Source organism: Neobacillus drentensis (genome assembly GCF_036962125.1).
GTDB lineage: Bacteria > Bacillota > Bacilli > Bacillales > Cytobacillaceae > Neobacillus > Neobacillus drentensis_B.
Genome location: NZ_JBALOA010000002.1, coordinates 176261 through 190624, shown reverse-complemented (window position 1 = coordinate 190624; position 14364 = coordinate 176261). Strand labels below are relative to the sequence as shown.

The 14364-nt window shown below is 38.8% G+C and carries 13 protein-coding genes; 10 read left to right on the top strand and 3 right to left on the bottom strand.

All coding sequences use genetic code 11. The features are described from left to right. Positions 1-26: 26 nt before the first annotated feature. Together V7121_RS01880 and V7121_RS01875 are read left to right on the top strand one after the other, a co-directional pair. A complete protein-coding gene (locus V7121_RS01880; protein ID WP_335501702.1) occupies positions 27-728 on the top strand; it encodes a GntR family transcriptional regulator in 702 nt (233 codons plus the stop codon). A gap of 178 nt (positions 729-906) precedes the next feature. After that, positions 907-1257, top strand: coding sequence for a 2Fe-2S iron-sulfur cluster-binding protein (locus V7121_RS01875; RefSeq protein ID WP_335501701.1), 351 nt, complete (start codon positions 907-909; stop codon positions 1255-1257). 333 nt (positions 1258-1590) lie between these two features. Here the strand turns inward: V7121_RS01875 and V7121_RS01870 are convergent, their stop codons facing one another. From V7121_RS01870 to V7121_RS01860, 3 genes are all read right to left on the bottom strand, one after another. Further along, entirely contained in the window at positions 1591-2724 is a 1134-nt protein-coding gene (locus V7121_RS01870) for a CAP domain-containing protein (protein WP_335501699.1), read from the bottom strand. Between the two features lie 187 nt (positions 2725-2911). Beyond that, complete coding sequence (locus V7121_RS01865; RefSeq protein WP_335501697.1) at positions 2912-3589, bottom strand: YdeI/OmpD-associated family protein; 678 nt, start codon at positions 3587-3589, stop codon at positions 2912-2914. Between the two features lie 21 nt (positions 3590-3610). Beyond that, positions 3611-4585 (bottom strand): 2-hydroxyacid dehydrogenase, encoded by a 975-nt coding sequence (locus tag V7121_RS01860; RefSeq protein WP_335501696.1) that lies wholly within the window; start codon positions 4583-4585, stop codon positions 3611-3613. Positions 4586-4787: 202 nt separating this feature from the next. Here V7121_RS01860 and V7121_RS01855 point away from each other — a divergent pair, with 202 nt between their 5' ends. The 8 genes from V7121_RS01855 to ftsZ all read left to right on the top strand — a co-directional run bounded on the left by V7121_RS01855 (position 4788) and on the right by ftsZ (position 14298). Next, positions 4788-5978, top strand: a complete 1191-nt coding sequence (locus V7121_RS01855) for a MalY/PatB family protein (RefSeq protein WP_335501694.1) — start codon at positions 4788-4790, stop codon at positions 5976-5978. 21 nt (positions 5979-5999) lie between these two features. Beyond that, on the top strand, positions 6000-7547 hold the full coding sequence (locus tag V7121_RS01850) for an NAD(P)H-hydrate dehydratase (protein WP_335545493.1): 1548 nt from the start codon (positions 6000-6002) through the stop codon (positions 7545-7547). A gap of 359 nt (positions 7548-7906) precedes the next feature. Next, the gene (locus tag V7121_RS01845) at positions 7907-8134 is read left to right on the top strand and encodes a hypothetical protein (RefSeq protein ID WP_335545491.1); all 228 of its coding nucleotides are present in this window, start codon (positions 7907-7909) and stop codon (positions 8132-8134) included. Between the two features lie 156 nt (positions 8135-8290). Beyond that, positions 8291-10894 carry a bifunctional acetaldehyde-CoA/alcohol dehydrogenase gene (adhE, locus tag V7121_RS01840; RefSeq protein WP_335545489.1) on the top strand — a complete coding sequence of 868 codons (2604 nt, stop codon included), beginning with the start codon at positions 8291-8293 and terminating at the stop codon, positions 10892-10894. 89 nt (positions 10895-10983) lie between these two features. After that, on the top strand, positions 10984-11511 hold the full coding sequence (hpt, locus tag V7121_RS01835; protein WP_335501246.1) for a hypoxanthine phosphoribosyltransferase: 528 nt from the start codon (positions 10984-10986) through the stop codon (positions 11509-11511). 98 nt (positions 11512-11609) lie between these two features. Continuing rightward, positions 11610-12113, top strand: coding sequence for a DinB family protein (locus V7121_RS01830; protein WP_335501244.1), 504 nt, complete (start codon positions 11610-11612; stop codon positions 12111-12113). A gap of 173 nt (positions 12114-12286) precedes the next feature. Then, positions 12287-12733 (top strand): hypothetical protein, encoded by a 447-nt coding sequence (locus V7121_RS01825; RefSeq protein WP_335545487.1) that lies wholly within the window; start codon positions 12287-12289, stop codon positions 12731-12733. A gap of 416 nt (positions 12734-13149) precedes the next feature. Next, positions 13150-14298 carry a cell division protein FtsZ gene (gene ftsZ, locus V7121_RS01820; protein WP_335501240.1) on the top strand — a complete coding sequence of 383 codons (1149 nt, stop codon included), beginning with the start codon at positions 13150-13152 and terminating at the stop codon, positions 14296-14298. Positions 14299-14364: the final 66 nt, after the last annotated feature.

Sequence of the window (14364 nt, the reverse complement as noted above, 5' to 3'; positions counted from 1 at the left end):
AACTATTAAATAAGCGGGTGGAAGTTATGGACATTAGATGGGAGGAAAACAATCTTTTATCGATTCGCGAGCATGCCTATAAATATTTAAAGGAAATGATTCTTGAGGGCGAATTAAAAGCAGGGGATCGCTTAATTGAAAGAGACCTTGCTGGCAAATTAGGCATCAGTCGAACGCCTATTCGCGAAGCCTTGTTCCGGTTAGAATCCCAAGGATTTGTAAAAACTGTCCCTAGAAAAGGTGTCGTTGTCTCAAATATTTCCAAGCATGAAGTCATCGAGGTATTTACCATTCTGGCCTCATTAGAAGTACTCGCCGTAAAATTGGCCGCGAAGCGGATGGATAAAGAAACACAACAAGAATTAGACGAAAAGATTGAGGAACTAATTGAGTTAAGGGACCAAGCGGAAGAAAATTTTAATCTTGAACATATACAAATGAACCGTCTGATTAATAAGGCATCGAAAAGTCCTAAATTATTTGAAATCCTCTCTGGTCTGATTGATTATATCCACATGGCTGCAAATATGGGCTATGAGACTCCAGGAAGACGAAATGAATCATTAAAGGAACATATAGATATTATGAAAGCCTTACGCGATAAGGAAGCGGAAATGGCTGAGTACTTAATGAAAATTCATATTGAAAACTCGAAAAGAGCCTATATCACATATATTGATAATGTAAAAGAAAAGCTAAATAAAAAAGAAAAATTGATGTCTACTTAATTTATTCTCAGTGAAAACCTCGGATCCTGCTTGAATCCTGGGTTGACGACCACACCTGTCTACCGGATGTGGTCTTATATTTAGCTTTTTTAAAAGATTTAAAATTATATATTGTCTGAAAATTTTAAATATGGTATATTGTATACCAAGAAGATGAATTTAAGGGAGGAAACGAGACATGCCAAAAATAAACTTTATTAATAGTAATAAACAATTAGAAGTACCAGAGGATTCCAATATATTAAGGATGTCCCTTCGTTATGATGGCGAACTCCCAAACCGATGTGGTGGAGGAATTTGCGGCAGCTGCGTATTTAAGGCGGAAGAAGGCGCTGAATTCCTCGATAAGGTCAAGGTTCAGGAAAGAAGAAAATTAGGTGAAGAGTGGTTAAACGATGGGTACCGCCTAGGTTGTCAAACATTCGTGACAAACGGGGATATTTCGATATCTTGGGATGACGAAGTAACCGATAAAGTTAAGAAAAGAAAGCCAGATCGACTGCAGAAAGAAGTCTCTGTAAGTAAGTAATTTTTTCAAAAAAAATATGAATTCGGGGTGAGATCATGTGGGCCTGTGAGAGACATATGAAAGAAATATTAACCTTCTTAGAAACTCCCCATATTTGCAAAGCAGCTTATCAAATTAAATGTTCCCTGTGTGAAAATCATGCTTTAGCAAAAATCTATTACACACATAAACCCTTGCACTTTAAAAAAAATAGAAAATTAAGTTCCCTTGCCTAACGTATTATGCCTGCCCCCCAGTGCTTTAGGATGTAAAGTAGTGGAGGGCAGGCACAGAACTTAAGGATGAAATCTTACAAAGCCTTCCTTCATTCACAGGAAGGTTTTGACGTTGTATCTATTTTGCATAAAAATTTTCTGTATAATAGGGCTGTGATTCACCGTTAAAAGCAACCCCGACCCCTAAAAACTTATATCCCTTACGTAAGATATTTTCCCGATGCCCGAGTGAATTCATTAAACCTTCATGGGCAAAAATGCTGCTAAATTGTCCGTATGCAAGGTTTTCCCCAGCCAAATGAAAACTGATGTGATCTTCTTTCATCCGATCAAACGGAGATTGTCCTTCAAGATTGGTGTGGTCAAAGTACTGATGGACCGCCATATCGGTGCTATGTTTACGGGCCGTTTCTCGTACATGGTCATCCCATGTTAAGACCTGCAAATTATGATTAACTCGAGCAGCATTGGTCAAATCAAATAACTGAAATTCAAAGCCTGCTTTAAGAGCGGAGTTCCCTTTTGTGTAAAAACCAGTTTTCTTCTCATCGAAGTCTTTAGCAATTAACTGGATCCCTGTTACCGTATTATTTTCATGCTTATCATAAAAAACGGTAACATAGGTTCCATCCACCAAGAAGGTATCATAGTCACTATTTTCCTGTAGTTGGTACACCATGTGTCCTTTTTGAATCTTGGTTAATGGAGTTCCAAGTTTTTCACGTACTATTTTTTTCGAACTCCCCATTTTAATTCCATTAGTTGAAGCAACTAAATCTTGGTTTGTGTACAATCCAGTTACCTTATTGGCTTCATCATACATGACCATAAAGAAATCCTGATAATCCTGATGATAGGTATACCAATCCGTCCCATATTCGTTAAGGGAAGTGCGGTTTGCCCTGCCTAAGTTATGTTCAACATCTTCTTTTAGATTGCCAATTTCCACATTATTAATCGAGAATACTTGCTCCGCAGGAACGGTTAACTCCACTTTTTCTTTCGGTTGTAGATTTTCTTTATTTAGTGGCAGGCCATCCCATTGGATGCCCAGTTGTTTTATTAATTGTTGAGCTTTTTCATTAAAATCATCCAGTGTTACTTTTAAAGCAGGGTTATCTTTGACATTGATTTCAGATTGAACGGAATCAATCGCTTTTTCGATGTCGCTATTTTCCATCTGTTTGTCAATGACAGGTAGTGAAAATTTAAATAATAGAATAAATGAGATAATCGCAAGAAATCGTACCATATGCTTTTCCTCCATTTCTATTAGAATTGTAGCCAATTTCGAGGAAATGTATAAGTTATTTGCTTGAGGGGAAGCTTAACAAGTTAATTAGTAGCGGATAATGACTATTTACTGGAGAAAAATTACATATGAGTCGCTATAAACAAAATAACTCCCTTCTATCAGGTTATGATAGAAAGGAGTTGAATTATTTCTGTTTCCTACGATATAAATCCATTGTTTTATAGCCTTCTCCTAAAACGGTTTCCATTTCTAACAGTCGTTTTTCTTGGGTTTCTTTTCGTTTCGCACTATAAACATAGCGGGCCCAATCTTTTTGATAGCCAAAAGATAATTGATTATAGCTATCTAATATCACTTTATTTTTAAATAAATACTGTTTGATATCTTCCACATGAACGATATAGTCATCCACACTTTGACTAGCTTTGCTGCTTGCCGTCTTTTGCACCTTTTTAGGTGCTGATTTCAAGCCGACCACGGTAAACACATTATCCATACTGACCATCCTCGAAAATTTTAAATCACTTCCAAGTGCATAGCCATCTTCATCGACAGGTAATACCTTAAAAAAACTATCACGATCTATGAATTCTTTGTATCTTGGATTATTCTTTTTCGGATAGGCGAAGAATATATAGCCGTTTTTAGTTAGTAATTGCTTTTCAATTACGGATTGAAGCTGTTGTGAAAATTCCTCTAAGCTAAAGACAAAATTAAAGACGAGATCATAGTTTTCATTTTTAATCGTTGAATCATATTCTAACCCATTAAAATAATCCACATCTTTCGGTTTCTGAAGAATTAGCTTACGTGGATATTTATGTAAATTTAATTTCTCTACAATCGTTTTCGGTGAGTTCATGTTTTTAACTCCTTGTAAAATTTAATTTAATACTTCAGGATTAATCAAATTCCGCGGACGTTCTCCATTTAGTCCTGCGACTAAATTCTCGACTGCAAGTTTCGCCATCTTTAACTCTGTTTCAAAGGTAGAAGATCCAATGTGCGGAGTCGTGACTACATTTGGAAACTGGAGCAGGGGATGCTCCACTTTCAGCGGCTCAATTTGGTAGACATCCAAAGCCGCACCATGAATCTCCTTATTTTTAATTGCTTCAATCAGTGCTTTTTCATCAACTGTTCTTCCGCGGGAGCCATTCACAAAAATGGCTGATTTTTTCATCAATTGAAATTCTCGTTCCCCGATTAAATTTTCTGTTTCAGGTGTAAGGGGGGTCATTAAACAAACAAAGTCAGATTCTTCGAGTACACGTTCAAGTGAACAGTTGACAGCGTGATATTTTTCCTCCGCCTCATGGTTGCGGGTACGATTGTGGTATAGAATGTTCATATCAAAACCGAAATGGGCACGTTTTGCAATTAGTGAGCCAATTTTTCCCATTCCAATAATTCCTAGTGTCTTATGATGAACATCAATTGCGTATTCTTTTCTAGTTAAATAATGCTTCCAATTTCCCGACTTAACGAATTGGTCCAATTCAGGAATCCGTCTTGCTGCCGCTAAAAGAATCCCAAAAATGGCATCAGCTGTGGTATCCTCGAGTACACCCGGAGTGTTGGTTCCCATCACACCGCGCTTAGTCATCTCATCAATGGAAAGATTATTAAAACCAGTCGAATTGTTAGAAACTATTTTTAAATTGGGAGCAGAATCTAGTAATTCCTTGTCCACAGGCAGAGCGAGTCCAACTATTCCTTCCGCTTGTTTGAGAGCTTGTAAAAAGTGAGGGTCAGTTTTAGGATTGATTGCTTTAAATATTTCAACGTCAAAACGATCTCTTAACTGATCAAGGGTTTCAGAGAATTCAAAGTTGTAGGCAAGGATTTTTCTTTTCATAAATTTATCGTCTCTTTTCCTTTTCAAATCATATGTATATACATCTAAAGTGACATAAGAATTTTACAGAGTCAATAACTTAATCAATGATTAATTCCTTAAAAAAATTTTGTTTCCTAAATTTTTAATCACCTCTGTTTATCGCTATAATTAAATGAATAAAGGAAGTTTTTGAAATAGAAGATTTGAAAGGTGGATGTAAATGAAATATAACTTTGATGAAATGGTTAATCGTAGAGGAACTTATTCAATCAAGTGGGATGGCGGAGAGTTAATTAAACAAATTGGTTTGACTGATCGATACGATGAAGAAACCATTCCTTTGTTTACTGCGGATATGGATTTACCTGTTCCCCAGCCCTTAATCGATGCTTTACATAAGACAGTTGATCACCGTATCTTTGGTTATACGATTTTTCCAAAAGAGTACTTTGAAGCGATTCAGCATTGGTTTAAAAAGCGGCACGATTGGGACATACCGCAGGAAGATATCAGTTTTAGCCCAGGGACGGTGCATGCTTTAAATGTGGCGGTCAAAGCATTAACCAACCCAGGTGATGGCATCATCATTCAGCGGCCGGTCTATCCGCCGTTTACTTCGGCGATTGAAACCAATGGCCGAAAGGTTGTCAATAATCCTCTTCAAGCCAATAGTGAGGGATATTTTCAAATAGATTTTGATGACTTTGAAGCGAAGGCAAAAGAAGAAACAACGAAAATGTTTATCCTATGCAACCCTCACAATCCAACCGGAAGAGTGTTTACCGAGGAGGAATTAAGGAAATTAGCAGATATCTGTGCAAAATATGATGTGTTGATTGTTGCGGATGAAATTCATGGAGACTTGGTCCGCCGAAATCAAACCTTTATCCCAATCGCAAAAGCAACTGACCACGCTGATCGGGTTATTACTTTTACAGCAATCAATAAGACATTCAATGTGGCTGGACTTCATTGTACGAATGTGATTATTTCAAATCCAGAGCTTAGAAAAACCTTCAATACTGTGATGGGTATGCATCTACCTTCCCCATTTACCGTTTCTGCGCTCATTGCTGTTTACAATGAAGGAGAGGATTGGTTAGAGCAGTTGAAGGATTATATCGATGGAACCATGGACTGGGCTGTCCAGTTTCTGGCAGAGCATATGCCAAAAGTTAAGGTACGCATCCCAGAAGGAACCTATATCATGTGGATGGATTTTAGTGCCTATGGACTTTCTCCTGAGGACATTCATGAACGGATATACAATAAAGCAAATGTTCTACTTGAAGATGGGAAGATGTTTGGGGAAGAGGGATTGCAATGGCAAAGAATCTGTATCCCGTCGCCAAGGCCGCTGATTAAGGAAGCGTTTGAAAGAATTGCACGGGAATTTGAAGACGTCCGATAGATATAAAGGAGAGGGTGAAATTTGTTTGCAGCGGGTCAAAAAGAAATGCAGCAAATGGATCAGTTTACGATTGAAAAGTTAGGATTACCCGGTGTGGTTTTAATGGAAAATGCCGGTGCAAGAGTAGTTGAGGAAATACTCGCTAGTTCCCCATGTCAAAATCCTCGAGTTATTGTGCTCGCAGGCGGCGGAAATAATGGCGGGGATGGTTTTGTTATTGCCCGCCGACTATTTGATTTAGGATTAGAGCCGCTTTTGTGTTTATTAGTAAATCCTGACCGCATTAAAGGGGATGCTAAGGTTCATTTTGATGTATATCGGAACAGAGAGTTACCTATACTTTTTTTACAAAATCAAACAGTAATGGCACTCCAAAATGAGCTCAACCATGCGGATATTATTGTAGATGCGATGTTGGGAACAGGGGTAAATGGACCGGCAAGGTCACCTTTTAGTGAGGTCATTGAGATTGTGAATGATTTTAATGGGACGAAACTAGTCATTTCCGTCGACATACCCTCAGGAGTTAGCAGTGACACCGGCAAAGTAGAGAGTGTCGCTATAAAAGCGGCTAAGACAATTTCCTTTGTTTTTCCGAAAAAGGGCTTTTTCTTAACTGACGGCCCGAACTATGTTGGGGAGTGGAAGGCAGTTGATATATCGGTTCCACCTTCATGCGCAGTAGAACTAGAACTGAACCTGCCAAAAATAATTACCAAAAAGCTTGCACATGCCTCTGTTCCAATTCGTCCGAAGAATGGTCATAAAGGGACATTTGGTCATGCGCTGATAGTAGGCGGGTCCCGTCAATATGTCGGAGCACCAATTTTCTCGGCTAAATCTGCCCTTTACTCTGGGGCAGGTTTGGTGACGTTAGCTGTTCCTGAAAGTATTTATCCAATTGCTGCAGGTCAAAATTCAGAGTCGTTACTTTTACCTCTCCTAGATGAGAACGGACATTTTGCTGAAAAATCTCTTGATCAGCTTTTACCATTGCTACAGGAATTTGATAGTATCGCGATTGGTCCTGGATTAAGTCGTTTCGCCGACGGGGAGAAGTGGATTAAATCGATTTTAACTACTTTGCGCAAACAGCCGATTGTTATTGATGCAGATGGCTTGTATTTGCTTCAGGAGCAATTAGATGTTGTCCGTTTGTATCAAGGAAAGGTGATTTTTACTCCACATCCCGGTGAAATGGCTCGCCTCATTAATAAGACTGTAAAAGAAGTAGAAGGGAACCGACTCGAAGTGGCGGTAACTTTTGCCCAAGAAAAAAACGTTTATTTGTTGTTAAAGGGGCATCGTTCCATTATTGCAACTCCTACTGGGGAAGTATACATCAATCCATTCGGACATGATGCCCTTGGAAAGGGCGGAAGTGGTGATGTGCTGACCGGTCTAATCACTTCCTTCCTTGCACAGGGTGCAATGCCAGTCGATGCACTAATAGCAGCTAGCTATCTCCATGCTAGAGCCGGTGTGGAAAAGGCAAAGGTATTATCCCACTACGGTGTCGGACCTTTCGATTTAATTGATGGAGTAAAAGAACAATTAAGGCTGATTTAGTATGAAAGTGAGCTCTTAAATGCCTGCAATTTGGTTCCGTTAACGGCTGCGGAATAAAAGAGTCCACTTTATTTGACCGTACCCCTTTTAGAATCGGGGTACGGTCATTAAGTATAAATTCAATAAAATACTAGTATCTAATATTATATTAAAATAATACAATGTTTGTAAACGGTTTCAATTACAGGAGTACTCAGCAAAAATATGAAAATAGAATCATTTTTAAACATTGATTTATAAAGCCATTGTCCTGTTATTGGTAAAAAAACCATATTTCACACTTTGTTCAATACTTCACAAACTATTATTCGAAATCCATGTTATGATGTATCCATAAAAGAAATAAGGAGTGATAAGACATGATGGTATGTGAATGGAAAACCTTCTCTACAGATTCTGAAACTTATACCCTAGAAACATTCGAAGAAGCAGTAGGGGACGAATTTGAAGCAATGTACTTCAAAGAAAATGAAGAAGTTCCCGCTTATATCTGGACCATCAATTATGTGGTCATTGTTAAAAGATATTCCAAGGTTTTAAACGACATTTTATTTGAAAAGATTCCTCGCAATCCAGTTTGTGAATAACAAGTATACAAATTTAGAAGAGTCTTTTATTTTTAGTTTATTATGTGAAAAGTTTCACAAATTCACACCCAGAGAAAATACCAGCCGATAGTTTATATTTTTTTAATTAACTTTGTGAAATATTTCACAAATAATATATCAAATGGAGGTATTACGATGGCAGTAGTAGAAAAAGCAGTGAAAGAAAAACATGATGTTACAAAGATGATTAATCAATTAGTGGAAAATGGATTAAAAGCATTAGATGAGTTCCGAAACTTTGATCAAGATAAGATTAATGAAATTGTTAAAGAAATGGCATTAGCGGGTCTTGATCAGCATATGCCGCTCGCAAAGTTGGCTGTTGAAGAAACAGGGAGAGGCGTATACGAAGATAAAATTATTAAAAACATGTTCGCTACAGAATATGTTTATCATAATATCAAATACGATAAAACGGTTGGAATCATCAATGAAAACGAACATGAAGGGATGATTGAAATCGCAGAACCAGTTGGGGTTATTGCTGGAGTTACGCCTGTAACCAATCCAACCTCAACCACAATGTTTAAAGCACTCATATCGATAAAAACCAGAAACCCAATTATTTTTGCTTTCCATCCATCAGCACAAAGATGCAGCAGTGAGGCGGCAAGGGTACTTCGTGAAGCTGCCATAAAAGCTGGAGCACCTGAAAATTGCATTCAATGGATTGAAATACCGTCCCTTGAAGCCACCCAAGCGTTAATGAACCACTCAAGAATTTCGTTAATTCTTGCCACTGGCGGTGCAGGAATGGTTAAATCTGCATACAGCTCAGGAAAGCCAGCCCTTGGAGTAGGACCAGGAAATGTTCCTTGTTATATTGAAAAAACAGCCAATCTTCATCAAGCCGTGAATGACTTGATTTTATCTAAAACGTTTGACAATGGAATGATTTGTGCTTCCGAACAAGCCGTAATTATTGATAAAGAGATTTACGATAGCGTAAAAGAAGAAATGATCGCAAATAATTGTTATTTTTTAAATGAAGAGGAAAAAGTGAAGGTTGAAAAGTTAGTTATTAATGAACATTCTTGTGCGGTTAATCCAGTAATTGTTGGGATGGCTGCTTCAAAAATAGCTGAGATGGCAGGAGTTCAGGTTCCTGACGGTACAAAGATTCTTGTCGCTGAATTAACAGGTGTCGGAGCAGCATTCCCGCTTTCAAGGGAGAAATTGAGCCCTGTGCTTGCTTGCTACAAGGTAAGCAGTCTGGACGAAGGCTTAAAGAGGGCTGAAGAAATGCTTGAATTTGGCGGATTAGGTCACTCAGCAGTTATTCATACGACAGATGAAACGGTGATGAAGCTGTTTGGCTTACGGATGAGAGCTGGCCGGATTATTGTCAATGCCCCATCCTCACAAGGAGCCATTGGTGATATTTATAATGCTTATATGCCGTCATTAACCCTCGGTTGCGGCACCTATGGCGGAAACTCTGTTTCTACGAACGTGGGTACTATTCATTTAATGAACATCAAAAAAGTAGCGAAAAGGAATATTAATATGCAATGGTTTAAAGTTCCTTCTAAAATATATTTTGAGAAAAACTCAACTCAATATCTTGCAAAAATGCCGAAGATATCAAGAGCATTTATTGTCACAGACCCTGGAATGGTGAAATTAGGGTATGTCGATAAGGTCCTCTACTATTTAAGAAAACGTCAAGATTATGTCCATTGCGAAATTTTCTCAGAGGTGGAACCAGACCCATCCATTGAAACGGTCATGAAGGGTGCTGAAATGATGGCCGCCTTCCAGCCAGATGTAATCATTGCTCTCGGCGGTGGTTCCGCAATGGATGCAGCCAAAGGAATGTGGTTGTTCTATGAACATCCAGATACAGAATTCTTTGGCTTGAAACAAAAATTCTTAGATATCCGAAAACGAATTGTTAAATATCCGAATCTCGGCCAAAGGGCGCAGTTTGTTGCCATTCCAACTACATCTGGAACAGGGTCGGAGGTTACTTCCTTCTCCGTTATTACGGATAAAGAGGCAAATATAAAATATCCGCTCGCTGATTATGAGTTGACTCCAGACGTTGCTATAATCGATCCGCAGTTTGTGATGACAGTGCCAAAGCATATTACCGCTGATACAGGTTTGGATGTATTGACCCATGCGATTGAAGCATATGTTTCTTGTATGGCCAATGATTTTACAGATGGTCTTGCCATAAAAGCGATCCAACTCGTCTTTGAGTATCTGCCACGAGCTTACAAAAACGGTTATGATGAAGAAGCACGCGAAAAGGTTCATAACGCTTCAACCATTGCCGGTATGGCTTTTGCGAACGCATTTCTAGGAATTAACCATAGTCTTGCCCATAAGCTTGGAGCCGAGTTCCATATTGCACACGGACGGGCGAATGCAGTCCTTATGCCGCATGTTATTCGCTACAATGCAACAAAGCCAAAGAAATTCACCGCTTTTCCAAAATATAATCATTTCAAAGCTGACAAACGTTATGCTGAAATCGCTAAAATATTAGGATTACCTGCTAGTACCACGGAGGAAGGCGTAGAAAGTCTTGTTCAAGCAATTATAAAACTAGCAAAAGAACTTGAAGTGCCGATGAGTCTTGAAGCCAATAATATAAATAAAGTTGAATTCGAAAGTAAGGTTAATTATTTAGCAGATCGGGCCTTCGAAGACCAATGTACCACAGCAAATCCTAAGCTCCCATTAGTCACCGAATTAGCTGAAATTTACCGCCTAGCTTATAAAGGGGTATAATAATCCTCGCCAATACGAAAAATCAAACTAATTGGTTTTTCGTATTGGCTTTTTTGTGTTTTTTAAAATTTTAGGAAGACGGTGAGGTTTTGGGGTACAAAATTAAAGATGTGATGATATCCGAGCAAGAAATTAGAGACAGAGTGAAGAAGTTAGCTGAGCAAATTGAGAATGATTTTAATAATGAAGACATTGTAATGATTGTTGTTCTAAAAGGATCGTTTGTTTTTGCGGCTGATTTGATCCGGGAGATGAAAGGGAATATAAAAATTGATTTCATCTCCGTTTCTAGCTATGGTGATGAAACAGAAACAACGGGTAAAGTCAGGCTACTGAAGGACCTAGATGCGAATATTACCAATCAGAATGTCCTCGTCGTGGAGGATATTATTGACAGTGGCCTGACCTTACATTTCTTGCGCGGCCATTTGAAAGCACATAAACCGAAACAAATAAGAATCTGTACGTTGTTAGACAAGCCAGAAAGAAGGAAGGTAGATCTTACTGTGGATTATGTCGGCTTTGTTATTCCAGATGAATTCATTGTCGGTTACGGAATTGACTATGCACAAAAGTATAGAAATCTACCTCATATCTCTACGGTTGAAGAGGGCTAGCGATCCCCTGTTCAAGTTTTTTATGGTAGATTTTGCGACCTTTATCATAAATGTTATACTTTTACAGTAAAACCTGTTGAAAGATGGAGGGAAATATTATGTATACTTCTATATCTGAATTTGTAATGGAATGGAATCAAGAAGCATCATCTACGCAGAAGGTTTTAGATGCATTGACTGATCAATCTCTTCAACAAGAGGTTTCTCCCGAAGACCGGACACTTGGGAGAATCGCGTGGCATGTGGTAGCAAGTACACCTGGGATGCTAACTGAGTTTGGAATTACTGTTGAAAATGTGAAAAATGAAGCTGAGGTTCCAAGCTCAGCAAAAACCATTGCTGACACTTTCCAAAAGGTAAGCGCTAACACAGTCACTGCTGTTCAGGAACAATGGACGGATGCTTCTTTAAAAGAATTGAAAAATGTATTTGGAATGGATTTGCCAAAAGGTGTGACGCTCTCTCTTTTGATAAAACACATTATTCATCACCGCGGCCAAATGACCGTTTTAATGCGCCAGGCTGGCTTGAATGTTCCAGGGGTATATGGCCCATCAAGGAATGAATGGATCCAAATGGGAATGGAAGCTCCAGCGTTATAAAATACATACGTTTCCCAATTGAGCACACTTACTTAGTGTGCTTTTATTTTTGTAAAGGTTTTCCTGTTATTATTTTCCTTTTTTTGATAGGAGAGGTATAATATAAACGGATAGATTTACTCCGATTGTTTCGACGACGATTTTCCAAATCTAATCGAAAGAAGATGGGGAAAATGAACAAAAGAAGGGCTTTGTCTCTTGTAACGGGTGATTTTTTATTAATTATTGGTGCTGGTGCAATTGCCGTTGGAATTATGTTCATTCTAAAGCCTGATGGAAGCAATTTAGGTATGACGGTAGATTTATTAAAAGAAAGTCCATTTAGTGATTTCTTCATTCCTGGGCTTTTTTTGATGGCAGCAAATGGAATTCTAAGTATTATTGCTGCACTATTATTATTTATTAACTATCGGTATGCTGGAATCTCTGTTATGGTATTAGGAGTAGTAATGTTTATTTGGATTTCCGCACAAGTCTATTGGATTGGCTGGGAAAGTTGGCTCCAACCCGCTTTTCTTGCAGTGGGGTTAGTTGAATTACTGATTGGTTTTTTCCTAGAAGCACCATTCCATGATAAATGGGGTAGATTCGGCAGTCACCGTGATTCACACGCACATTAAATGCTATATCTTCATAATTCAAATACCTTTATTGCAGCAATTTTATCGGCTGCGCTAAAGGTATTTTTTTAATATAAAGGAAGCTAGATTAACCCATCTAAGTGCTAGCTAATCGATAGCTAAATGTTGCACGATTCTATCAACTGCTAAGCATCTATCATAGGTTGTATTTCCAAAGAACTACTCTAGTAACATGTTTTAATAAATTTAACACTTATGTCAAAAATTTCTACAAAATTCAACAAATTTATCTGAATAGAGTGTTAGCTTACTATATTAAATCCTTCACTATTTTGGTAAAATACGTATAAGTAGAAAAATATACATACCACTTAACGATTAGTTGTGAGATAAGCTTTCAACAATCTATTGTTAATAATGATGCAAATTATAAACGAATGAGCAGGAGGAATATTATGTGGGATTTCGACATGGATATAGATCAAGTTGCTAGAATAAAAGTCATTGGTGTTGGCGGCGGCGGTAATAATGCTGTCAATCGAATGATTGAGGGCGGGGTTCAAGGTGTCGAATTTATTGCGGTCAATACAGATGCACAAGCGTTAAACCTATCGAAAGCAGAAATTAAAATGCAAATAGGCGCCCAGTTAACACGCGGACTAGGTGCGGGTGCTAACCCAGAGGTTGGCAGAAAAGCCGTGGAAGAAAGCAGAAGACAGCTGGAGGATGTTTTAAAAGGAGCAGACATGGTCTTCGTGACAGCCGGAATGGGCGGCGGGACTGGAACCGGTGCTGCACCGGCGATTGCAGAAATTTCCCGCGCACTCGGCGCGTTAACAATCGGGGTGGTAACACGTCCGTTTGGGTTTGAGGGCCGGAAACGTGCTTCAAATGCAGCGAATGGAATTGAGTTAATGAGTCAAGCAGTAGATACGTTAATCATTGTACCTAATGATCGCTTGCTGCAAATTGTAGATAAAAGAACACCGATGATTGAGGCATTCAGGGAAGCGGATAATGTCCTTCGCCAAGGTGTTCAAGGGATTTCAGACTTAATTGCAGTCCCAGGATTAATTAATCTGGATTTTGCTGACGTGAAGACGATTATGAGTAACCAAGGGACCGCTTTAATGGGTATTGGGGTGGCAAAAGGGGAAGGCCGCGCGGTCGAGGCAGCCAAAAAAGCTATTTCCAGTCCTTTATTAGAAACCTCTATTGATGGAGCCCAAGGAATACTCATGAATATAACGGGTGGAAAAGACTTGAGTCTTTATGAAGTGCAAGAGGCAGCCGACCTCGTTGCCTCTGCTGCAGATAAAGAGTTAAATATGATTTTTGGTTCAATCATTAACGAAAATTTTAAAAATGAAATCATGATTACCGTTATTGCTACAGGCTTTGTTGATAAACAGGCACGTCCAACAAAACCTTCTTCTCCTATTCAAAAGGAAGGGCCATCGCGTTTATCGTTTCAATCTCAACCAAAACAGGAACAAGAGAGTCTAGAGGAGCCCGTAAGAAATTCCGAAGGTTATAGTCAGGAAGGAGAAGATTCTCTCGACATCCCGACCTTCTTGCGTAATCGGAACCGAAGAAATAGATAGCATATCCTAAAATAAGGTGCAATTAGGAAGACGGGGCGGCGGCCTTTGCCACCATTCATTGGAGAA